The sequence below is a fragment of the Micromonospora sp. NPDC005174 genome, assembly GCF_040608495.1.
In the GTDB taxonomy this organism is placed as follows: Bacteria; Actinomycetota; Actinomycetes; order Mycobacteriales; family Micromonosporaceae; genus Micromonospora.
This window is the reverse complement of record NZ_JBEXIJ010000001.1, coordinates 232642-253454: the sequence shown is the minus strand read 5'-3', so window position 1 is coordinate 253454 and position 20813 is coordinate 232642. Positions and strand designations below refer to the sequence as shown.

The 20813-nt window shown below is 72.2% G+C and carries 25 protein-coding genes; 9 read left to right on the top strand and 16 right to left on the bottom strand.

Features of this window, described 5'->3' with window-relative positions; genetic code table 11:
- Nucleotides 1-167: 167 nt before the first annotated feature.
- The 7 genes from ABZU91_RS01215 to ABZU91_RS01185 form a co-directional block, all read right to left on the bottom strand.
- Complete coding sequence (locus tag ABZU91_RS01215) at nucleotides 168-1178, bottom strand: ADP-ribosylglycohydrolase family protein (RefSeq protein WP_355232930.1); 1011 nt, start codon at nucleotides 1176-1178, stop codon at nucleotides 168-170.
- Between the two features lie 30 nt (nucleotides 1179-1208).
- Nucleotides 1209-1580, bottom strand: a complete 372-nt coding sequence (locus tag ABZU91_RS01210) for a VOC family protein (RefSeq protein ID WP_355232929.1) — start codon at nucleotides 1578-1580, stop codon at nucleotides 1209-1211.
- 37 nt (nucleotides 1581-1617) lie between these two features.
- A complete protein-coding gene (locus ABZU91_RS01205; protein WP_355232928.1) occupies nucleotides 1618-2622 on the bottom strand; it encodes a methionine synthase in 1005 nt (334 codons plus the stop codon).
- Between the two features lie 37 nt (nucleotides 2623-2659).
- Entirely contained in the window at nucleotides 2660-3733 is a 1074-nt protein-coding gene (gene mnmA, locus ABZU91_RS01200; RefSeq protein ID WP_355232927.1) for a tRNA 2-thiouridine(34) synthase MnmA, read from the bottom strand.
- A 206-nt stretch (nucleotides 3734-3939) separates the two neighbouring features.
- The gene (locus ABZU91_RS01195) at nucleotides 3940-5115 is read right to left on the bottom strand and encodes a cysteine desulfurase family protein (protein ID WP_355232926.1); all 1176 of its coding nucleotides are present in this window, start codon (nucleotides 5113-5115) and stop codon (nucleotides 3940-3942) included.
- A 107-nt stretch (nucleotides 5116-5222) separates the two neighbouring features.
- The gene (locus ABZU91_RS01190; RefSeq protein WP_355232925.1) at nucleotides 5223-5888 is read right to left on the bottom strand and encodes a class F sortase; all 666 of its coding nucleotides are present in this window, start codon (nucleotides 5886-5888) and stop codon (nucleotides 5223-5225) included.
- Nucleotides 5885-6715, bottom strand: coding sequence for a DUF4397 domain-containing protein (locus ABZU91_RS01185; protein WP_355232924.1), 831 nt, complete (start codon nucleotides 6713-6715; stop codon nucleotides 5885-5887). Before ABZU91_RS01185 ends, ABZU91_RS01190 begins: the two co-directional genes overlap by 4 nt.
- Before the next feature lie 230 nt (nucleotides 6716-6945).
- On the opposite strand from ABZU91_RS01185, the gene ABZU91_RS01180 reads away from it, so the two are divergent.
- Together ABZU91_RS01180 and ABZU91_RS01175 are read left to right on the top strand one after the other, a co-directional pair.
- Nucleotides 6946-7548, top strand: a complete 603-nt coding sequence (locus ABZU91_RS01180; RefSeq protein WP_355232923.1) for a sigma-70 family RNA polymerase sigma factor — start codon at nucleotides 6946-6948, stop codon at nucleotides 7546-7548.
- The gene (locus tag ABZU91_RS01175) at nucleotides 7502-8302 is read left to right on the top strand and encodes an anti-sigma factor (protein ID WP_355233088.1); all 801 of its coding nucleotides are present in this window, start codon (nucleotides 7502-7504) and stop codon (nucleotides 8300-8302) included. The genes ABZU91_RS01180 and ABZU91_RS01175 overlap by 47 nt, the downstream gene beginning before the upstream one ends.
- A gap of 93 nt (nucleotides 8303-8395) precedes the next feature.
- Here the strand turns inward: ABZU91_RS01175 and ABZU91_RS01170 are convergent, their stop codons facing one another.
- From ABZU91_RS01170 to ABZU91_RS01155, 4 genes are all read right to left on the bottom strand, one after another.
- A complete protein-coding gene (locus ABZU91_RS01170; RefSeq protein WP_355232922.1) occupies nucleotides 8396-9355 on the bottom strand; it encodes an electron transfer flavoprotein subunit alpha/FixB family protein in 960 nt (319 codons plus the stop codon).
- 14 nt (nucleotides 9356-9369) lie between these two features.
- Nucleotides 9370-10149: an electron transfer flavoprotein subunit beta/FixA family protein gene (locus tag ABZU91_RS01165; protein WP_344357351.1), complete on the bottom strand. Its 780-nt coding sequence runs from the start codon at nucleotides 10147-10149 to the stop codon at nucleotides 9370-9372.
- A 187-nt stretch (nucleotides 10150-10336) separates the two neighbouring features.
- On the bottom strand, nucleotides 10337-10750 hold the full coding sequence (locus ABZU91_RS01160) for a hypothetical protein (RefSeq protein ID WP_355232921.1): 414 nt from the start codon (nucleotides 10748-10750) through the stop codon (nucleotides 10337-10339).
- The gene (locus ABZU91_RS01155; RefSeq protein ID WP_355232920.1) at nucleotides 10747-11544 is read right to left on the bottom strand and encodes a GNAT family N-acetyltransferase; all 798 of its coding nucleotides are present in this window, start codon (nucleotides 11542-11544) and stop codon (nucleotides 10747-10749) included. The genes ABZU91_RS01160 and ABZU91_RS01155 overlap by 4 nt, the downstream gene beginning before the upstream one ends.
- A 42-nt stretch (nucleotides 11545-11586) precedes the next feature.
- Here ABZU91_RS01155 and ABZU91_RS01150 point away from each other — a divergent pair, with 42 nt between their 5' ends.
- The 3 genes from ABZU91_RS01150 to ABZU91_RS01140 are packed head-to-tail and all read left to right on the top strand — an operon-like array spanning nucleotide 11587 to nucleotide 12725.
- Nucleotides 11587-11979, top strand: a complete 393-nt coding sequence (locus ABZU91_RS01150) for a DUF202 domain-containing protein (RefSeq protein WP_355232919.1) — start codon at nucleotides 11587-11589, stop codon at nucleotides 11977-11979.
- Nucleotides 11976-12281 (top strand): DUF202 domain-containing protein, encoded by a 306-nt coding sequence (locus tag ABZU91_RS01145; protein WP_355232918.1) that lies wholly within the window; start codon nucleotides 11976-11978, stop codon nucleotides 12279-12281. The genes ABZU91_RS01150 and ABZU91_RS01145 overlap by 4 nt, the downstream gene beginning before the upstream one ends.
- Nucleotides 12282-12308: 27 nt before the next feature.
- Nucleotides 12309-12725 carry a PLD nuclease N-terminal domain-containing protein gene (locus tag ABZU91_RS01140; RefSeq protein ID WP_355232917.1) on the top strand — a complete coding sequence of 139 codons (417 nt, stop codon included), beginning with the start codon at nucleotides 12309-12311 and terminating at the stop codon, nucleotides 12723-12725.
- A 48-nt stretch (nucleotides 12726-12773) separates the two neighbouring features.
- On the opposite strand, the gene ABZU91_RS01135 is transcribed toward ABZU91_RS01140, so the two are convergent.
- Together ABZU91_RS01135 and ABZU91_RS01130 are read right to left on the bottom strand one after the other, a co-directional pair.
- Nucleotides 12774-14396 (bottom strand): acetolactate synthase, encoded by a 1623-nt coding sequence (locus ABZU91_RS01135; RefSeq protein WP_355232916.1) that lies wholly within the window; start codon nucleotides 14394-14396, stop codon nucleotides 12774-12776.
- Nucleotides 14397-14489: 93 nt separating this feature from the next.
- Complete coding sequence (locus ABZU91_RS01130) at nucleotides 14490-15263, bottom strand: enoyl-CoA hydratase-related protein (protein ID WP_355232915.1); 774 nt, start codon at nucleotides 15261-15263, stop codon at nucleotides 14490-14492.
- Between the two features lie 98 nt (nucleotides 15264-15361).
- On the opposite strand from ABZU91_RS01130, the gene ABZU91_RS01125 reads away from it, so the two are divergent.
- From ABZU91_RS01125 to ABZU91_RS01115, 3 genes are all read left to right on the top strand, one after another.
- A complete protein-coding gene (locus tag ABZU91_RS01125) occupies nucleotides 15362-15841 on the top strand; it encodes a DUF6232 family protein (RefSeq protein ID WP_355232914.1) in 480 nt (159 codons plus the stop codon).
- A gap of 197 nt (nucleotides 15842-16038) precedes the next feature.
- Nucleotides 16039-16521 (top strand): DUF6232 family protein, encoded by a 483-nt coding sequence (locus ABZU91_RS01120; protein WP_355232913.1) that lies wholly within the window; start codon nucleotides 16039-16041, stop codon nucleotides 16519-16521.
- Nucleotides 16518-16889 (top strand): hypothetical protein, encoded by a 372-nt coding sequence (locus ABZU91_RS01115; protein ID WP_355232912.1) that lies wholly within the window; start codon nucleotides 16518-16520, stop codon nucleotides 16887-16889. Before ABZU91_RS01120 ends, ABZU91_RS01115 begins: the two co-directional genes overlap by 4 nt.
- Before the next feature lie 14 nt (nucleotides 16890-16903).
- On the opposite strand, the gene ABZU91_RS01110 is transcribed toward ABZU91_RS01115, so the two are convergent.
- Complete coding sequence (locus ABZU91_RS01110) at nucleotides 16904-18463, bottom strand: alpha/beta fold hydrolase (protein ID WP_355232911.1); 1560 nt, start codon at nucleotides 18461-18463, stop codon at nucleotides 16904-16906.
- 91 nt (nucleotides 18464-18554) lie between these two features.
- On the opposite strand from ABZU91_RS01110, the gene ABZU91_RS01105 reads away from it, so the two are divergent.
- Nucleotides 18555-19283 (top strand): hypothetical protein, encoded by a 729-nt coding sequence (locus ABZU91_RS01105; protein WP_355232910.1) that lies wholly within the window; start codon nucleotides 18555-18557, stop codon nucleotides 19281-19283.
- Nucleotides 19284-19603: 320 nt separating this feature from the next.
- Here ABZU91_RS01105 and ABZU91_RS01100 read toward each other — a convergent pair whose 3' ends face one another.
- Both ABZU91_RS01100 and ABZU91_RS01095 read right to left on the bottom strand, forming a co-directional pair.
- A complete protein-coding gene (locus ABZU91_RS01100) occupies nucleotides 19604-19795 on the bottom strand; it encodes a DUF397 domain-containing protein (RefSeq protein ID WP_355232909.1) in 192 nt (63 codons plus the stop codon).
- Nucleotides 19796-19797: 2 nt separating this feature from the next.
- On the bottom strand, nucleotides 19798-20658 hold the full coding sequence (locus ABZU91_RS01095; RefSeq protein WP_355232908.1) for a helix-turn-helix transcriptional regulator: 861 nt from the start codon (nucleotides 20656-20658) through the stop codon (nucleotides 19798-19800).
- Nucleotides 20659-20813 lie beyond the last annotated feature (155 nt).

Sequence of the window (20813 nt, the reverse complement as noted above, 5' to 3'; positions counted from 1 at the left end):
CCCGACTTCCAGAAACCCGAGTCGATCACCCCAGACCGGCCACGGGCCGCATCACCCCAGACCGGGCGCGGCCGCGTCAGGCGAGCCAGGCCGCACGGGCCGGCCGCACGGGCCAGGCCGCACGGGCCAGGCCACGCGGGCCAGGCCGCACGGACTGCGCCGGACGGTCAGTCCCAGGCCGCGCCGAGGGTGGCGAGCTGGTCGGCGTACTCGATGCGGCCGGCCCACCCGGACGGCCAGGCGGCCATGCCGACGGCCGCGCCCACGAAGGCGCCGGCGAGGGCGGCGATCGAGTCGGAGTCGCCGGCGGTGGTCGCGCCCCGGGCCAGCGCCGCGACCGGGTCGTCGGCGTGGCGTACGGCGCACAACAGCGCGGTGGCCAGCGCCTCCTCGGCCACCCAACCCTCCCCGGTGACGAGGCACGGGTCGCCGCCGTCGTCCGGCTCGCGCAGGGCGGTCGTCAGCCGGCGCAGCGCCGCCAGGCACTCGTCCCAGCCGCGAGCGATGAACTCCTCCGGCGTGTCGACTCCCGGGCGCCGCCAGAGATCGCCCAGCCAGTCCTGGTGGTAGACCCGGCGTTGGGACCGCGCCCGGTCGGCGAGCACCGCCGGCAGTTCGGGCAACGCGACGCCACCGCGCAGGGCGACGACCGCGTACGCGGTGAGTTCGCTGGCGGCCAACCCGGTCGGGTGGCCGTGGGTCATCCCGGCCTGCGACTGGGCCAGACCGGCCACCGTGTCGAGGTCCACGTCGAGCAGCCCCACCGGGGTCACGCGCATGTTGGCGCCGCAGCCCTTCGAGCCGGCGACCGTCGCCTCCTGCCAGGGCAGCCCACGGTCCAGATCGGCGCACGCGCGCAGGCAGGTCATCCCGGGGGCGCGGTTGTTGTCCGGGCTGACCGCCCAGGCCAGGAATCGGCGTCGCAACAGCGGCTCCACCGCCTCCGGCGTGAGCGTCGGCGCGTCATGCAGCGCCCAGGCCACCGCCAGCGCCATCTGCGTGTCGTCCGTGACCAGCGCCGGGTCGCCGGCCAGCTCACGCGGGCCGGTCGGACCGTAGCGGCGCTCGATCTCGGCGACGGTCAGGAACTCGGTGGGCTTGCCCAGGGCGTCGCCGTAGGCGAGACCGAAGAGCGAACCGGAGGCGCGCAGCGGAGAGGAGTGGATCACGGCGGCCATGGTGCCGTGCCGCCGCAACCCACGCCGTGCTCAGTCCCAGCAGAGGCAGAACGGGTGGCCGGCCGGATCGGCGTAGACGCGGAAACCCTCACCCTCGCCGGGCAGCCGCCGCGCACCGAGAGCGAGTGCCGCCTTCTCCGCGCTCTCGATGTCGTCCACCGTCACGTCCAGGTGGAACTGCTGCGGGCGCTCCGGGTCGGGCCAGGCCGGCGGCCGCAGGTTGAGCGCTCGCTGGAACGCCAGGCGCGGCTGGTGCCCGGGCGGCCCGCCCAGCACCACCCACTCGTCATCGGCGTCGTCCTCGCCCCCGAACACGGGGATGCCGAGCAACTCGGAGTAGAAGGCCGCCAACGCCCGCGGGTCGGGGCAGTCGATCACCACTGAACGTAGCTGTCCAATCATGACCGTCATCCTGCCCAGCGGGTACGACAGGAAAACGTCACTCCTCGGTGAACCGTCGGCCGGCGTCCCGACAGGCAGCGAGCACCGCCCGGGCGTACTGCGGGGTGGCGCCGGCCAGGCCACACGCCGGGGTGACGACCACCTGCTCGGCGAGCTGCCGACGAGGAAAGCCGAGGCGGTCCCAGATCTTGCGTACCCGCTCGGCGATCTGCGCGGAGGTCGGTGCGCCACCGGCCGACGGCGGCCGGGTCGGCGCGGCGCCGGCCAACAGCCCGAGGCCGGCGTCGATCGCCTCGCCCAGCGGGTCCAGGTCGGTGACCAGATCGAGGTCGAGGGCGACCGCGACGGCTCCGGTGGAACGGATCAGCTCCAGCGGCACGTCCGGGGCACAGCAGTGCACCACAGTGGGTACGCCCACCGCGTCGACGACCGTACGCAGCAGGGCTGCCGCGTCGGCCGACTCCACCGCCCGGTACGCGCCCAGCCCGCTCTCGGTCGGCACCCGCCCGGCCAGCACGGTCGGCAGCGACGGCTCGTCCAGTTGCAGGACCACCGACGCCTGGGGCAGACGCCGCGCGACCGCCGCCACGTGCCCGCGCAACCCTTCGGCGAGGGAGCCGGTGAGATCGCGCACGGCGCCGGGGTCACGCAGCAGCCGGCCGCCGATCGGCAGTTCCAGCGAGGCCGCGAGGGTGAGCGGGCCACCGGCCTGCACCTTGATCGGACCGGCGTACCCCTCGGCCTGCTCGGCGAGCTGGTCCAGGTCGCGTTCCATCAGGTCCCGGGCCCGGCGCAGGTCACGGCCGGCACGCGGGGCGACCCGCCACCGTCCGGCGTACAGCTCGACGGGCAGCTCGACCAGCAGCCCGGCGCTGCGGCCGATCAGGTCGGCTCCCGGGCCTCTCGCGGGCAGCTCGGGCAGGTGCGGCAGCTCGGGAAGCTCGCCGAGGACCACTCGCTGGGCCTCGGCGATGTCGGTGCCGGGCAACGAACCGATGCCGGTCGCCGCACCGGCCGGCCAGGGCCACGCCTGATCTGTCACGGCCGAAGGCTATCCCGCGGGCACGCGGGCCGTGCGGTCAGTCCGCGATGGTCGCGGAGCCGAGGACGATGTCGCCGGCCGGGTCCGGCCGGTACGCCACGACGGCCTGACCGGCGGCGACGCCACGAACCGGTCGGCGCAGCTCGGCGTGCAGCGTGTCAGCGTCGAGGTCGACGGTCGCCGGCACCACGTCGCCGTGCGCGCGTAGCTGCACCTCGCACTCGACCGGCGCGTCCGGGCGGGGGCCACCGGTCCAGACCGGGCGGATCGCCCGTACCTGGGAGACCTCCAGCGCCTCGGCCGGACCGACCGTCACCGTGTTGGTCTTGGGCGTGATGGAGAGCACGTAGCGCGGCCGGCCGTCGGCGGCGGGCCGGTCCAGGTGCAGGCCACGACGCTGACCCACCGTGTACGCGTAGGCCCCGGTGTGGCTGCCGACCACCGCGCCGGTGCTCGCGTCGACGACGTCGCCGGGTGCCTCGCCGAGCCGGCCGGCCAGGAAGCCACGGGTGTCGCCGTCGGCGATGAAGCAGATGTCGTGGGAGTCCGGCTTGTCGGCGACCGCCAGGCCACGCTCGGCGGCCTCCGCGCGGACCTGGGCCTTCGTCGAGTCGCCGAGCGGGAACATCGACCGGTCCAGCTGCCCGCGGGTGAGAACCGCCAGCACGTACGACTGGTCCTTGGCGATGTCGACGCTGCGGCGCAGCAACCCGTCCGGGCCGAGCCGGGCGTGGTGACCGGTGACCACCGCGTCGAAGCCCAGGGCCACCGCCCGGTCCAGCACCGCCGCGAACTTGATCTTCTCGTTGCAGCGGAGACACGGGTTCGGTGTACGACCTGCGGCGTACTCGGCGACGAAGTCGTCCACGACGTCCTCGTGGAACCGGTCCGCCATGTCCCACACGTAGAAGGGGATGCCGATCACGTCAGCCGCCCGGCGGGCATCCCGGGAGTCCTCCAGGGTGCAGCAACCGCGCGCCCCGGTCCGGTACGTCTGCGGGTTGCGCGCCAACGCCAGGTGCACGCCGGTCACGTCGTGCCCGGCCGCCACCGCCCGCGCCGCCGCCACGGCCGAGTCAACCCCGCCCGACATAGCCGCCAGAACTCTCACCAGCGAACCCCCTCCCCCACCAACCAACCAACCCTATCCACCACCCCACCCCCGGCCCCACCCCCAGGCCCCCCGGCCTGTCGATCATGAAGTTATTGCCCCGACACGCCGATCAGCAGGGCAATAACTTCATGATCGACGGGGACAGACCCCCGGGACCACGCCGGGGCCGGGAGGGACGGGAGGGGACGGGAGGGGGCGGGGGGTTAGCGGGGGGTTCGGTGGGCGGCGGCTCGGCGGGCTCTTTCCACGGCTGCTGGGAGAGCTGCGACGAGGGCGTCGATGTCGGCCTGGGTGCTGGTGTGGCCGAGGGTGAACCGCAGCGAGGAACGGGCGCGGTCGTCGTCGGCGCCCATCGCCAACAGCACGTGCGACGGCTGGGCGACTCCGGCCGAGCAGGCCGAACCCGTCGAGCAGGCGATGCCGTGGGCGTCGAGCAGCAGCAGCAGGGCGTCGCCCTCACAGCCCGGGAAGGAGAAGTGCGCGTTGCCGGGGAGCCGGTCGGTCGGGTCACCGTTGTAGATCACCTCGGGCACTGCCCTGCGGACGCGCTCGATCAGGTCGTCGCGCAGGGCGGCCACCCGGGCCGCGTACTCCTGCTGGCCCTTGACCGCCGTCTCGACGGCGACCGCGAAGGCGACGATGCCGGCGGTGTCCAGCGTGCCGGAGCGGACGTCGCGCTCCTGGCCGCCGCCGTGCAGCAGCGGTACGGCGGCCACGTCCCGGCCGAGCAGCAGGGCGCCCACCCCGATCGGACCGCCCAGCTTGTGCCCGGTGACGGTGAGCGCGGCGGCCCCGCTGGCGGCGAAGTCGACCGGCACCTGGCCGACGGCCTGGATGGCGTCGGTGTGGAACGGCACTCCGTGCTCGGCGGCGACGGCGGCCAGTTCGGCGACCGGCTGCAGGGTGCCGACCTCGTTGTTGGCCCACATCGCGGTGACCAGGGCCACCTGGTCGGCGTGCGCGTCGAGTTCGGCGCGCAGGTCGTCCGGGTCGAGCCGGCCGGTGGAGTCCACCGGTAGCCAGCCGACCTCGGCGCTCTCGTGCTCGACCAGCCAGTCGACCGAGTCGAGCACGGCGTGGTGCTCGACGGCACTGGAGATGACCCGTCGACGGTCGGGGCCGGCGGACCGACGGGCCCAGAAGATGCCCTTGACCGCCAGGTTGTCGCTCTCCGTGCCACCACCGGTGAAGATCACTTCGGAGGGCCGGGCGCCCAGCACCGCAGCCACCCGCTCGCGCGACTCCTCGACCCGGCGACGGGCACGACGACCGGCCGCGTGCAGGGAGGACGCGTTGCCGACCTCGCGGGCGGTAGCGACGTACGCCTCCAGTGCCTCGTCGAGCATGGGAGTGGTAGCCGCGTGATCCAGGTAAGCCATCACCCTTCAGCGTACGGCCGATGCCTGGGGAGGCGAATGCCGGAGGGGACTCCACGCTATGTGCCGGGGTGGGACGGCCACCCCGGCACGAAGCGGACGCTGCCCCCTCAGGCGGGCACCGCAGTGACGACGATGTTGTCGCGGTACTTGCGGGCCTTGGCGTCGAACGGACCACCGCAGGTGATCAGGGTCAGCCGGGGCTTGCCGTCCCGGGCGAAGTACCGGTCCAACGGGATCCTGGTCTTGGCGTACTCCTCCCGGGCGACGACCTGGTAGCGCCGGGCCTTGCCGTCGCTGCCGGTAGCGGTCAGGGTGTCGCCCCGGTCCAGTTCGCGCAGCCGGAAGAACGCCCCCTTGCCCTGCGTGGCGCTGTCCACGTGCCCGGCGATGACCACCGATCCGGCATCGGCATCCAGGCCGGGGCCGTAGCGGTACCAGCCGACCTGGTCGACGCTGGGGGGCACCTCGAACTCGTTGGTGCGCGCGTTGATGCCGACCGCGTTGACCGTGGCGGTGACACCGATCTCCGAGATGACCAGCCGCACCGGCGGGACGATCTCCGCCCCGGCGGGCAGGTCACCGGCGATCACCGGAACCGGAGGGACCGCAGCGGTCGGCGCTGCGATGGACGGCGAGGCGCTGGCCAGCGCGGTCGCCTCCTGGGCGCCGACGTTTCCGGCCGGCTGGGAGTTGCACGCCACCAGGGTGGCGACGGTGAGCGCGGCAACGCCGGCGGCCAGGGCCGCCAGCGCGCCGCGGTCGCGCACCGTCACCTGCGGCCGGTCCGCGCGGTCGCCATCCGCGCCCCACCGGCAACGAGCAGGAGTACGCCGGCACCGGTGAGCACGTACCACCAGGTGCCCACGCCGGTACCCGCCTGGCCACCGTCACCGCTCGGCACGCCGCCCGGCGCGGAGTGCAGGCCGGTGATCGTCTGGGCCACCACGTCGAGGCTCTTGCCCTCGGCGGAGCCGATCGCGTAGACGATCGTGGCGGTGCCCTCGGCGAGGTTGAGGTCCGCCGGGCCGATGGCCACGGTGTCGGTGCCGGCCAGCACCACGTCCGCCTTCACCTTGCCCGCGTCGACGTCGCCCTTGGCCTCCTTCGGGTTGGTCAGGCCCTTGAAGACCGGGGTGCCGCCGGCCCGTACGTCGACCGCCGGGGCGGCCGCGGTGTGCCGGACGATCAGCCGCGCCTTGCCGGCGTCGACTGTGGAGACGTCGTTCACGAACGGCGTGATCTTCGGCTTGCCGGCGGCGTCGAGGTGCGCGGCGAGGCTGATGTTCGCCCCGCCCGGCACCTTGGCGTCGTCGACCTTGAGGATCGCGCTGCCGACCGGCTCGCCGGGCTTGGTGAGGGCGATGTCGTACTCGCCCTCCTTCAGGCTCAGCGGGCCGGCCACGTCGCCGGGCTTGAAGTTGTCCAGCGTCTTCTTGCCGTTGACGTAGACGTCGACAGGGGTGTCCGGGATGCCGTGGACGACGGAGACCTTCGACGTGGCGGCGTACGCGGGGGTGGCGGTGAACGCGCCGACACCGGCGAAGGCCAGCGCGGCGACGGCTCCGCCCGCGGCGACCCGACGGAAGTACGAGAGCTGCATGTCTGCCTCCTGGTGATTGATGCTGATTCGTCAGGCCTGGCTTGCAGAACGGGTTACGCCGGCTCCGCGACGGGTGGATGCGCTCTCGACGCGATTTCTTTTCTTCGCCCCGACCGCATCCGGAGCACCGGCGGCGGACGAAGAGCAGGTGAGATGACTTTGACCGGGAAAGTGGGGCGAGGGCTGTGGCAGCTACAGTCGGGCATGCCCCATCGAAGGTGGGCCGCCCCGTGACGGCGCTGCCCCCGCAACCCGACCCACCGACGGACGACCTCGCGGTCCGCTTCGGTGCCGGTGACGAGACGGCGCTGCGTGAGGCGTACGACCGCTACGGCCGGGCCGTCCATCACCTGGCGACCTCGATGCTGGCCAACCGGGCCGACGCCGAGGACGTGACCCAGGCGACATTCGTGGGCGCATGGCTGGGCCGGGACACCTTCGACCCGGCCAAGGGCTCGTTGGTCGGCTGGCTGCTCGGCATCGGCCGGCGCAAGGTGATCGACCGGATGCGGGCCTCGGCGCGGGAGACACGGGTGGTGGAGACGATCCAGCAGCTGCCCGAACCGGCGCAGACCGGTCCGGACCCGGATCGGGTGGTCGATCGGCTGGTGATCGCGGACGAGCTGGCGCGCCTACCGGACGATCAGCGACGCATGTTGGAGTTGGCCTTCTACGACGACCTGACCCACCAGCAGATCGCCGCGGTGACCGGGGTGCCGCTGGGCACCGTGAAAAGTCACATCCGACGCGGCATGGCGAGCTTGAAACGCAGATGGGAGGTGGATGGTGCAGCACCTGGAGCACGAGCGGCTGGTCTTTCTGGCGCTCGGTGAGAGCGATGCGGACAACGGGGAGAGCACCCACCTCGACACCTGCGCGCACTGCCGCGCGGAACTGACGGCCCTGCGGCAGGTGGCCGGGCTCGGCACCGAGACGCAGGGTCTCGGTGACCTGCCCGACCCGCCGGAGCACATCTGGCAGGGCATCGAAGCCGAGATCCGGGCGGCCGAGGGCACCGGGGTCCACGCACCCGTAGCGGTCCTGACCGGCGTCGACCGGCAGCAGGTGCCCGGGCAGACCCGCGCGACGGCGGCCGAGGGGGTCACCCGACTGGACCCGACGCGCCGGCCCCGCCGGGGTCGGGGCTGGTCCCGCTGGGCAGCCACGGCGGTGACCGCCGTCGCGGCGGCGGCGATCGGTGTCGTGGGCACGATTTCGGTGCTGCGGCCGAGGGAACCGGAGCCGGCCAAAACGCCGTCGGTGCTGGCCAGCGCGCCGCTGGCGGCGTTCGGCTCGACGCCGAAGTCGGCCCAGGGCGACGCGCGGGTCCTGCAGGGCGGCCAACTACATCTGCATGTGGCGAATCTCCCGCGCGTGCCGGGGTACTACGAGGTCTGGCTCATCAACCCGACGACCATGGAGATGTTCTCGATCGGCACCCTGGGTGGCGATGCGGACGCGTCGCTGCCCCTACCCCCGAACGTCGACCTCAAGAGCTACTCGGTGGTCGACGTGTCCGCCGAGCAGTACGACAACAACACCCGCCACTCCGGCGACAGCCTGTTGAGGGGCACCCTGACGGGCTGATCGGCGGGCCGGCTCAGCTCCCCGGCCCGCCGATCAGCTCCCCACGAAAAAGTGGCCGCCCGGTTCCGGGCGGCCACTTTTTTCGTCACCTGCTCACTTGCGCTTGCGGATCTCCTCGGCGGCCTGCGGGACGATCTTGAACAGGTCGCCCACCACGCCGAAGTCGGCCAGCTCGAAGATCGGCGCCTCGCCGTCCTTGTTGACGGCGACGATCGTCTTCGAGGTCTGCATGCCGGCCCGGTGCTGGATGGCCCCGGAGATGCCGAGCGCCACATAGAGCTGCGGGGAGACGGTCTTGCCGGTCTGACCCACCTGGAACTGGTGCGGGTAGAAGCCGGAGTCGACGGCCGCCCGGGACGCGCCGACGGCACCGCCGAGCAGGTCGGCCAGCTCCTCGACCAGCTTGAAGTTGTCGGCGTTGCCGACGCCACGGCCGCCGGAGACGACGATGCCGGCCTCGGTCAGCTCGGGCCGGGAGCCCTTCTGCTCGGCGACCCGCTCGACGACCCTGGCCAGCTTGTCGGTGTCGGTGACCGACACGGTGAGCTGCTCGATCGTCGGGGTGGCCGCCGCCGGGGCGGGGGTGACCGAGTTGGGGCGGACGGTGACCAGCGGCAGTCCCTTGGTGACCTTGGACTTGACGATGGTGGAGCCGGCGAAGGCGACCTGGGTGGCGGTGCCGTCGGCGTCCAGGCCCACGACGTCGGTCAAGATGCCGTTGTCGAGCTTGACGGCGAGCCGGGCGGCGATCTCCTTGCCCTCCTGGGCGGAGGCCAGCAGCACGGCGGCCGGCTGCACCCGCTGGACCAGCTCGGCCAGCACGGTCGCCTTGGGAGCCACCAGGTGGCCGTCGATGTCGTCACTCTCGGCGGCGTAGATCTTCTCCGCGCCGTACTCGCCCAGCTTGGCGCTCAGCGCCTCGGCAGCGCCGGGGCCACCGAGCACCACCGCGCTCGGGGTGCCCAGCTCACGCGCGAGGGTGAGCATTTCGAGAGTGACCTTCTTGACGCCGAATTCCCTGGTGGCTTCGACGACGACGAGAACCTCGGACATGTCTTCAGCCCCTCTCACACGAACTTCTCGGTGGCGAGGAACTCGACCAGCTTGACGCCGCCCTCGCCCTCGTCGGTGATCTTGGCGCCGCCGGAGCGCGGCGGGCGCTTGGTGTGTTCGACGACGGCACTGGTCGCGCCGTCGAAGCCCACCTCGGTCGGGGCGACGCCGAGGTCGGCCAGGGAGAACGTCTGCACCGGCTTCTTCTTGGCGGCCATGATGCCCTTGAAGGAGGGGTAGCGCGGCTCGTTGATGGTGTCCCACACGGAGACCACGGCCGGCGTGGAGGCCGTGACGACCTCGTAGCCCTCCTCGGTCTGCCGCTCGACGGTCAGCGTCGCGCCGTCGACGGTGAGCTTGCGGGCGCCGGTGAGCGCCGCGACGCCGAGCCGCTCGGCGATCATGTGCGGCATGACCTGGACGCGGCCGTCGGTGGACTCGGCGCCGCAGATCACCAGGTCGGCGTTGAGCTGACCGAGGGCGGCGGCGAGCACCTTCGAGGTGGCCACCGCGCAGGAGCCGTGCAGAGCGTCGTCCACCACGTGGACGGCCTTGTCCGGGCCCATGGAGAGCGCCTTGCGGATCGACTCGGTCGCCCGGTCCGGACCCATGGTCAGGATGGTGACCTCACCGCCGTGCGCCTCCTTGATCTTCAGGGCCTCCTCGATGGCGTACTCGTCCATCTCGTTGATCACGTTGTTCGCCGAACCGCGGTCGACGGTGTTGTCGTCATTGCGCAGGTTGCGGTCCGCGCCCGAATCGGGCACCTGCTTGACGAGTACGACGATGTTCATCGCGCTTCGACGACCCTCCTGTGTGGTGTTGCGATCGGCTCGCCCGGTCTGGGCCGCAGCCTCGCGTGTCGGTCGACGCCCGGTCAACCGTGGGCTGCTGTGCAGTTGCCCACGCCCGCAATGTTACCTGCCAGTAGGTTACTGCCGCCGGGCACGCAGGGTGACACAGGTCACCGGTACGGCGTGGTCAGGCCGGGTCGGCCAGCGCGCCCCGGATCTGGTCGATGACCGCGGTCTCGGTGGGGGCCACCCCGTCGTGCGCGCGGGCCACCCGGTCCGCGGCGTTCAACACCACCGACCGGTACGCCTCGACGTCGGCCGGGGACTTCTCCCGCAGGATCCGTACCGCCCGACCGAGCGCCGGCAGCACCACCGACTCGATCTCCAACTGGGAGTCCCGGGGCAGGCGGGGCAGCGGGCCGGTGGTCAGCGCGTCCTTGACCACGCCGCTCGCGTCGGCCAGCGCGCCGGAGGCGGCCACACTCTCCCGGATCACGCCCAGCATCCCCGGGTCCGCGTTCGAGACCAGGAAGACAGCGCCGAACGCGCCCGTCTTGAGAGTCAGGCGCTCCTCGTCGGTCAACCGCTGCTCCATGATCACGGAGTGTAGACGTACGGGGTGGTGGCGGTGACTGCTACGAGGCCGAGTCGCTGGAGGATCGGCCGGCTGTCCTCGGAACAGTCGACCTGCACGAGCGTCCGACCCCGCTGCTCGGCCAGCCGCGCCCGGTAGTTGACCAACGCCCGGTAGATGCCCTTGCGCCGCCACTGCGGCAGGGTCGAACCGCCCCAGAGGGTGGCGAAGCCGGTGTTCGCCGGGAACCGCACCCAACCGGCGCTCACCACCGTCCCGTCCGCCTCGGCCACCACCACGGTGATCGAGTTCGGGTCGGCGTCGATCTCCTTGGCCAGACCCGTCACCAGGTGCGAGCGGTCCTGGCGCCAGACCTCCTCCTCCATGGCGGCGATCCGCTCCAGGTCCTCGCGGGCGGTCACCTCACGCAGGCGTACTCCCTCGGGGGTCACCGGCAGTGCGGCGGCCAGCGGCGCGACCGGCCCGACCACGACGGTCTCCCGGTCCTCCGGCACGAAGCCGGCGGCGCGCAGCCGGTCCGCCAGGTCGGCCGGCTCGTCGTGCTCGTTGAGCTTCCACTCCACCGACTGGCCGCGCTCGCGGAACAGCGCCACCTGCCGGGCGATCAGCTCGTCCAGCGCATCGCCGGTCAGCCCACCCAGGTCGCGGTAGGTGAGGAAACCGCCGGCGTCGAGCCCGGTGATCCGCACGAGCGGACCGTCCCGCTCGACGGTCACGCCGGCCGGTACCGGGTCCGGGATCTCCGGACGGAGCTGGTTGTCGTAGGCGGCGCGCAGGGTGTTCACATCAAGATCGGTCACCAGACCAGGCTAAGGCGTGGGGGAAGCGGATAATCTCCCAGCGTGTGGGAAGCGATCAGGCGCTGGTTCGACCCGGCGGAGGCGCGCGCCGTCGGTGAGACACCGGACTACCGGTTCTCCCTCGCCAACGAGCGGACCTTCCTCGCCTGGCTGCGCACCAGCCTCGCGCTGGTCGGCGGGGGGCTGGCCGCCGCACAGTTCCTGCCGCCGCTGCCGATGAGCCACCTGCGGGAGGTCATCGCGGTCGCGCTGCTGCTACTCGGCGGCACCGTCGCGATCCGGGCGGTCGACCACTGGGCGCGTACCGAACGGGCCATCCGGCTCGGCCGGGAGCTGCCCGCCTCCCGCTTCCCCGCCGTCCTCGCCCTCGCCGTGGGCGCGGGCGCCGTCCTGCTGGTGCTCGCGGTCCTGGCCCGGGCGGTCGGGGGACGGTGAGCGCCGGACGCGACCCGGGGCTGCAACCGGAGCGGACCCGGCTGGCCTGGCGGCGCACCCTGCTGACGCTGACCGTGGTGACCGCGCTCGCTGTCCGGCTGGCGGCGAACGGCGGGCCGTTCGGCGCGCTGGTCGTCGGCGCTGCCGTGCTGGTCTGGGGTGCCCTGCTCGCGCTCTGCTGGCCCCGTGCCACAGGCGTCGGCGAGGCCCGCACCGGCGGCCGGACATTACCGCTGGTCGCGCTGGGCACCGTCGGGCTCGCGCTGCTCGGCGTGCTGCTGATGATTCGCGGACTACGCTGACGGGACAGCGTGCGCCATGATGGGTGCATGGCCCGGCTGTACGTTCTCCTCTTCCTGGCGCAGATCGTCCTCGCCGTCTGCGCGCTGATCAGTTGCCTGTCCGCCGAGGAGGGTCAGATCCGCGCCCTGCCCCGGATCGCCTGGGTGCTGATCATCCTGTTCTTCCCCCTGGTCGGGTCGATCGCCTGGTTCGTCGCCGGTCGGGAGCCCGGCACCCCGGCCCGTCGGCCATGGCCGGGCGGCGCCGGCGCCACCGAGCGGCAGTCCCGCCGCCCTCTCGCTCCGGACGACGACCCGGAGTTCCTCCGGTCCGTGCAGGACCGCGCCAAGCAGCAGGACGAGGAACTCTTCCGCCGGTGGGAGGAAGATCTACGGCGGCGTGAGGACGACCTGCGCCGCCGCGACGGTGAGCCACCCCGTGAGGGCGACCGACCGGAGGTCTAGGGCCCGGCCGCCGTCGCCCCCTCGGGGAGCGACGGCGGCGGGTGCGACTCAGGCCAGGTTCGACGAGCGGGGGTACGCGTCGGTCGGGTCGGTGAGCACGTTGACCAGGTACGGCACTCCGGAGTCGAACGCCCGTTGCAGCGCCGGCGCGAGGTCGGTGGCCTTCGCGACGGTCTCCCCCGCACCGCCGAGCGCGCTGACCACCGTGTCGTAGCGCAGCTCCGGCTGGAGGTCGGCGGCGACGTCGTAGCCGTACATGGCCCGCATCGGGTGCTTCTCCAGCCCCCAGATGCCGTTGTTGCCGACGACGATCACCACCGGCAGCTTCTGGCGGACCAGCGACTCGACGTCCATCAGCGAGAATCCGGCTGCGCCGTCGCCCATCAGCACACAGATCTGCCGGTCCGGGTGGCTGACCCGGGCGCCCATCGCGTAGCCCATGCCGGTGCCCAGGCAGCCGTACGGGCCCGGGTCCAGCCAGGTGCCGGGCTGCGACGGCTCCAGGTAGCGCCCGGCGTACGAGACGAAGTCACCGCCGTCACCGATGGTGATCGCGTCCGGGGCGAGTGCCCGGCGCAGCTCGCCGTAGATGCGGGCCGGCCGGATCGGGTCGGTCTCGGCGGCCATCTCGGCGGCGTCCCGCGCCTTCGCCGCGTCCTCGGCCACCCGCAGGTCGGCGATCCAGTCGGTGTGGTCGGCCCGGTCACCGGCGTGGTCGGCCAGCGCGGAGAGAATCAGCCGCAGGTCGCCGGCGGGGGCCACGGCGGGCTGCACGTGCGTGGCGCGCTGGCTGGGCGCGTCGACGATGTGCACCACCTTGGCGTCACCGAAGTCGCCGAAGCTGAGCCGGAAGTCCAGCGGAGTACCGACCACCACGACGACGTCGGCGCCGGACAGCGCGGCGCGGCGGGCCTTGGCGAAGGCGAGCGGGTGCTCCGGTGGCAGCGAGCCACGGCCCATGCCGTTGGTGAAGACCGGCACCTGCAACGCCTCGGCGGCCTCGCGAAGCGCGGCCACCGCGTCGCCGGCGTAGACGTCCGAGCCGGCGATGATGACCGGTCGCTGCGCGCCGGCGATCAGTGTGGCGGCCCGGCTGACCTCGTCCGGGTCCGGCTCGACGACGTCGACGCCGGTCGGCGCGGGCAGGTCCGCGTCGGCGACCGAGAAGACCGTCTCCAACGGGAAGTCGAGGAAGACCGGGCCGCGGTGCGGGGTGAGCGCGGCGGTGAGGGCGGCGTCCACCGCACGCGGGATGTCGTCGGTGCTGAAGACCGTCTCGGCGTGCTTGGTGACCGGGGCGACCAGCGGCAGGTGGTCCATCTCCTGGAGGCTGCCCGAGCCCCAGCGGAACGCGGGCGCGCGACCACCGAGCACCAGCACCGGGGACGCGTTGAAGAAGGCGCTGGTCATGCCCGAGATGCCATTGGTGACACCCGGGCCGGCCGTGAGGACGGCGAGACCGGGGCGACGCTGGAGCTTCGCCACCGCCTCGGCAGCGAAGACCGCCGACTGCTCGTGCCGCACGTCGTAGATCGGGAAGTCGGTCTTGTGCGCGGCGTCGTAGAGCGGAAAGACGTGGCCACCGGAGAGGGTGAACATCTCACGCACCCCGTGCGCCCGCAACGCCGCGAGTGCGAGTTCCCCGCCGTGACCTTCGATCCGCTCCGTCATCGCCGCTCCTTCTCGTCGAACCTGGCCGACGTCACACGCTACTGGCCGGTAGGCACAATGTGAACCGTTCTCGGTTCGCCGTCGGCCCGGTCGTCAGCGACCGGTGAAGTCCGGCTTGCGCTTCTCGACGAACGCAGTCATGCCCTCGCGCCGGTCGTCGGTCGCGAACAACGCCGCGAAGAGCTGACTCTCCCAGGCCAGGCCCGAGTTCAGGTCCATGTCCAGGCCGCCGTCGACCGCCAGCTTCGCCGCGCGCAGCGCCTGCACAGGCCCGCTGAGGTACGGCGTGACGAGCGCGACCGCCGCGTCGTACACCTCGCCGGCCGGTACGACCCGGTCGGCCAGACCGATCCGCAGCGCCTCCTGGGCGTCCACCATCCGCCCCGACATGATCAGATCCTTCGCCCGCGCCGGACCCACCAGACGGGCCAGCCGCTGCGTACCGCCCGCGCCGGGGATGATGCCCAGCTTGATCTCCGGCTGGCCGAGCTTCGCGTCCTCGGCGACCACCCGCCAGTCACAGGCCAGCGCCAGCTCGCAGCCGCCGCCGAGGGCGTACCCGGTGATCGCGGCCACCACGGGCTTCGGAATCCGGGCGATCGCGCCGAGCGCGCTGGACAGGGCCGCCGCACGATCGGCCATGTCCACGTAGGACATGTCGGCCATCTGCTTGATGTCCGCCCCGGCGGCGAAGACCTTCTCCCCGCCGTACACGATGACGGCACGGACCTCGGGATCGGCGGTGGCCGCCGTGGCGGCGGCGCGCAACTCCTCCTGCACCTGGGTGTTGAGCGCGTTCATCGGCGGCCGCTCCAGCCGGATCGTGCCGATGCCGTCAGTGGTCTCCAGCCGAACGAACTCGCCCACGCTGCCCTCACTTCCTCGTCGAAGTCGCGTGCCAACCTTACGACCCGGCTCGTTGGGGTAAGTACTGTGGTGTCAGCCCCTCGGGCGGGAGTCCAGCCATGATCACTTTTTACGACGACAGGTCGGTACGGGTCACCTCCACCGCTGTCCAGGTCGACGGCCGCAGCTACTCGCTGACCGAGATCACCATGGTCTGGCACCGGCGCGGCAGCCGCTCCTGGCGCGTGCTCGCCGGGCGGGGCGCGATCGGCGCCGCGCTGGCCGGTCCGCTGATCGCGGCGGTACTCGGGATCGGCGCGGCCGTCTGGCTGCACCGATCACCCACCGTGACGATCGCGATCGTGGGCGCCTCGGTGCTGGTCGGGCTGGCCGTCGGCCCGGTCGCCGACTTCCTCTTCGAACACCTGGACCGTTCGTACGCCAAGGGCAGCCGCCAACTGGAGATCTGGGCCCGCTGGCGGGGGCAGCCGGTACGGCTGCTGCGCACCGGCGACGCGCTGCGCTTCGGGCAGATCTACCGGGCGATGCAGCGCGCCATGGAGGCGACGCAACCCGCCCGCCCCGCCGCCCGACGCTAGCCGCCCTCCCCCGCCCTCTCCCCCGCACCCCGCCCTCTCCCCCGCCCCCTCCCCCGCCGATCTTGCAGTTTCTGCTGTCAAAAGCAAGTGCTATGCCCCTTTATGTCGCAGCAGAAAGTGCAAGATCGACGAGGCAGGGGCGCGGCGGGCGTGCGGGGCAGGGGCGCGGGGTTGCCTGGCGGTGGTTAGGCTTAGTGATGACCCTCTATTACCGGGACGACACGGTGCAGGTGACATCCGAGTCGATCCGGGCGGGCGGTCAGGTGATCGCCCTGCGCGACGTGACGTTCGTCTGGCATCAACGAGGGCCGAAGACCCTCGCCGTACGCGGACGGGTGCTGGGACGCGGCGTACTGGTCCTGCTGCTGTCGCTGCCACCCCTCGTGGCACTGGTCTGCGTGGTCTCGCTGGCGTGGTCCGCGCAGGACCGGGGCAACTGGCAGTTGGCGCTGATCATCCTCGCCGCCTGCGCGGTGGGGGCTCTGGCGCTGGCGCCCTTCCTGGAGATCCCCCTCGGTTGGCTGGACCGCTCCTACGAGCGCGGCAGCCACGTGCACGAGCTGTGGGTGCAGCACCACGGTCAGGAGCACATGCTCCTGCGCACGCCGGACGCGCTACGGTTCGGGCAGATCTACCGGGCCGTGCAGCGCGCCGTCGAACAGCAGGGGGACCATCGATGACCACCCGACGCGGCGAAGCCGTCGCCCTCGCCGGGCTGCTCGCCACGGCCGGCGTCACCCACCTGCTGCGCCCCGGCTACTACGACCCGATCGTGCCGCGTACGCTGCCCGGTCCGGCCCGCCTCTGGACGTACGCCAGCGGGTTCGCGGAACTGGCGGTGGCCGCGGCGGTGGCGTACCCGGCCACCCGGCGGACAGGTGGCCGAGCCGCCGCCGCGCTGTTCGTCGCCGTTCTGCCGGCCAACGTCAAGATGGCGGTGGACTGGCGGCACCGGCGGCCGGCGAGACGGGCGATCGCCTACGGGCGGGTGCCGATGCAGGTACCACTGATCTGGTGGGCGTTGCGCGTCGCCAGCGCCGCGCGGTAGAGCCCAGCCCCCGGTCAGGTCAACGGCAGCGTGGTGGCGATCGGCCAGCCCAGCAGCGCCGCGCCGACGACTGCCGGCAGCCAGCGCCCGGGCGCGTACCGACCGAGCACGGCGGCCCACAGCACGTACCAGCCGAGCAGCACGGCGAACAGCGGCACCACCAGCAGCACGAACCCGGGCGCCAGGCCGACCACCGCCGACGCGCTCAGCACGACCACGGTGACCGCGACGACCAGCAGGCGACGCCACGTCCGGCCCGCCGCTATCCGCTCGACGCCGAGCAGGAACACCAGGCACGCGCCCAGCACCAGCGGAAGCAACCACCAGCGGGCACCGACCGGCCGCGCCGAGGTCAGCCCGAGGTGGATCGGCAGCGCCACGGCGAGAATCGCGTACGCCGTCAGCGCCAGCGCCGCGCGGATGGCCCGTGCCGGTGTCTGGCTGGCGACCGGCTCGTCGGCGATCTCCGGCGCGCGTGTCGCGGCGGGCAGCCAGCGGTGACCGCCGATCGTCAGGATGCCCGTGACCAGCAGGAAGCCGCTGACGTGTCCGCCAACCGCGAGTGGCAGGCGGTTGGTCGGCAGGATCGCCGCGACGGCCGCCCCGAACCCTCCGGCGAGGACGGCCAGCCCGAGAAGGACGAAACCCCGCAGCGCCGTCGCACTCGAAACCGGCCGACCCGACGGCAGCGCCACGGCAGACCGCCGTGCCGGCGAGAGCGTCACGGCGGTCCGCCGGCCCAGGAACAGAGCCGCCACCGGGACCACGCCGACGGCGAACGCGAACACGAGCAGCGCCGCTCCGGCGAGGCGGTCGAACGGTCGGGGTGGCGCGTTCCCGTCCATGCTGGGCAGCCAGTCGGCGATCTCCTCGTGGGTACGCGGAGCGAAGAGCACCGAGATGTGCTCCACCCCGGGCACCACCACGGCCGGGCGGCGGCCCACCGTCACGCCCCGTTTCGCGGCGTCGTCGGCTGCTCGCCGGAACGCGGGGAACTCCGCGCCGCCCACGATCAACAGGAGCTCGGTCGGTCGTCCCGGGGGCAGTTCGCCAGCCTCGGGCAGCGAGATCGCCACGGTGCGGGCGATCTCCGGGTGCTCGGCCGCGTACCGGGTGACCGCGCCCGCGCCCATCGAGTGGCCGACCAGCATGATCTGGGCCGGGTCCACGTCCGGCTGCGATCGCAGGTGTCCGACGGCGACGTCCAGGTTGGCGAGCGTCGCGGGTGACGTCCCGGCACCGAGTCCGGCCGGATTGGCGCCATGCCCGGCGAAGTCGATCAGCAGGGCGACCGCTCCTCGACGAGCGACCGTGTCGGCGATCGGACGCATCAGCCGCGCCGAGCCGGCGAAGCCGTGCGCGATCACCACGCCGGGTCGCCGGGCGTCCGGGTTCGGCGGGCCGCCGCGTACCTCGGTCATCGGTACGCCGTCGACAGTGACCTGCCGCACGGTGAGGCCGGCGTCGGCGCGTACCAGCACCGCCGTGCCGAGCGCGGCGGCGACCGCCGCGAGCACGGCAAGCAGGACGACGGTCCGGGTTCTCGGCGGGTGGCGCGGCGGGGCGGCCGACATGCCGGCACCCTACCGCCGCGCGCCCCGCCCCGGACCGCACCCGGCAGCCGCGAACGAGCGGTTGTGGCAGGACCGACGCACACTTGGCCTCATGGCACTTCCCCTCCCCACACCCACCGCGGTGGTCGGCCTGACCCGCTTCGCTCTCGACCAGGCGCTCGGCTCGGCCGCCTCGTTCGCCGCCGTGCCCGCCCGCGCGTTCGCCGTGCTGGACGGCGTTGAGGCGCTGCTGACCAGGATCAACGGCGTGGTGGATCGGATCGAGACGACCCTGGACCGGACCGACGAGGTACTCACCGACGCCGAGGCGGCGGTCCGTGAGGTGGCGGTGATCAGCGCCGCCGCGACCACCGCCATCGACACGGCCACCGAGGTGGCCACGGCCGCCGCAGTGGTGGTCGACGAGGCCGAGAAGGTCGCCCGTGTCGCGGGAACGGTGGTCGCCGAGGCCGACGTGGTGGCCGGCACCGCCGCGGTCACCGTGGACACGGCCGCGCGGGCCGCGACCACGGCGGCGGAACTGCTGGCGGCGTACGAGCCGGCGCTGCGGCGGGCCGCACCGATGGCCGGCAAGTTCGTCGAGGAGTTGAGCCACGAGGAGATCACGGCGGCGATCCACCTGATCGACGAGTTGCCCAAGCTCAAGGAGCACCTGACGGCCGACATCCTGCCGATCCTCGCGACCCTGGACCGGGTGGGGCCCGACCTGCACGACCTGCTCGACGTCACCCGTGACCTCAAGCTCGCCGTGGCCGGCATCCCCGGCCTCGGCATGCTGCGCCGGCGGGGCGAGAAGCTGAGCGACGAACCCCTCGGCTGAACCCGCGCCCGGTCCGGGCGGGCCGGGTGGCCGGATCAGCAGTCGCAGGTGATCGCCGCCGTCGGTGCGGTCAGGTCGTCGACGGGACGGCGGGTCAGTCCGCTCTCCGTCTCCACCGGCAGTGGTCAGCTTCACGGCCAACGTGCCCGAGGGCCAGTACCGCATCGCCAAGGTGAGCCGGGCGGCGGACGGCATCAAGGCGAACTGTGCAACCGGGGCCTGCCCGCTACCAAAGCGCCGGCCGGCAGGCGAAGACAACCCGCAACGACGACGGCCCCCCAGCATCCGCCATCACGCTGAGGGGCCTTCTCTGCGTTCCGTCAGGACTGCTTGGCGAAGCTGACGAACGCCTTCCAGGCTTGCGGGTCGAACGTGAGTGCCGGGCCGGACTGGTCCTTGCTATCCCGCACACCGACGATGCCGGAGAGGTTGTCGGCCACCTCCACGCACTGCCCGCCGTTGCCCCCACTGCGGCTGCTCTTGCGCCACACGGCTCCGGTTAGGTTACTCATTGCTACATCTCCTTGGCGATCGTGGCTAATAGGTCGGCCGATCGGTCCGCATCGAGCGACAGACCTTCGAGCGCTCTCCACCTCACAGAGTAAGCCGCAACCTCTGCTGGCTTGTCGAGATATAAAGCGCCAGTCAGTGACTCGCTGTATACCGTCGTGGGCTCCGGTGTTCGGATTCCGATAGATGGAAATTCCAACATGACGAAACCACCGCCGGTCAAGGCGTAGTTGGGCGGCGCGACCCGGGGCACGATGCGGATCGTCGCGATCTCCGCGGCTACCTGGTTGTGAAGGTGGCTGAGCTGGTCCGCCATGGCAGGGAACGGCCGGCGCAACACGCTCTCGTCCACAATGACCTCCAGGCGTGGAGGCTCCGGGTGCCTTCGCTTGAGGATCTTCTGGCGCTCCATGCGGAGCTCGACCAGGCGTCCGACTTCCTGCTCCTTCAGCTCCGGGTGCGACCGAAGCAGGTGTTCGGCGTAGGCCCGCGTCTGAAGTAGCCCAGGAAGCGAGTCCGGCTCCCAGTGCCGCAGGCGCGACGCTGCCGATTCCATCCCGACGTACAGCTCAAACCAGGTCGGCAAGGTGTCGCCGTAGGCGTGCCACCAGCCGTTCGCCTTGGTCTCAGCGGCCAGCGCGATCAGCGCCGATGTCATCTCGGCGGACATGCCATACAGCACGCACATGGCCATCACGTCGCGTGCCTTGACCGCTGAGCCGCCGCCTTCGATCCGGTACATGGTGGACCGAGACCACTCCAGCGCCTCGCCGGCAGCTTCCAGGGAAAGTCCGGCCTCTTCGCGGCCCTGCTTCAGATACCGCCCGAGTTGTCTGCGCGGTATGGAAGACCCCGCATGGGTCATGCGGCCCCCTTGTCTCAGATTGGAGCAAGCCATCCATCGATTCTGCGACTGATTCTCGCTGGTTCGCGGGAATGGGACAACCAGAATGACATGTGTCATCGTAAATCATTGCCCGATCACGCTCGGCGACGGAGAGTGTCCTCAAGCGAACTCGC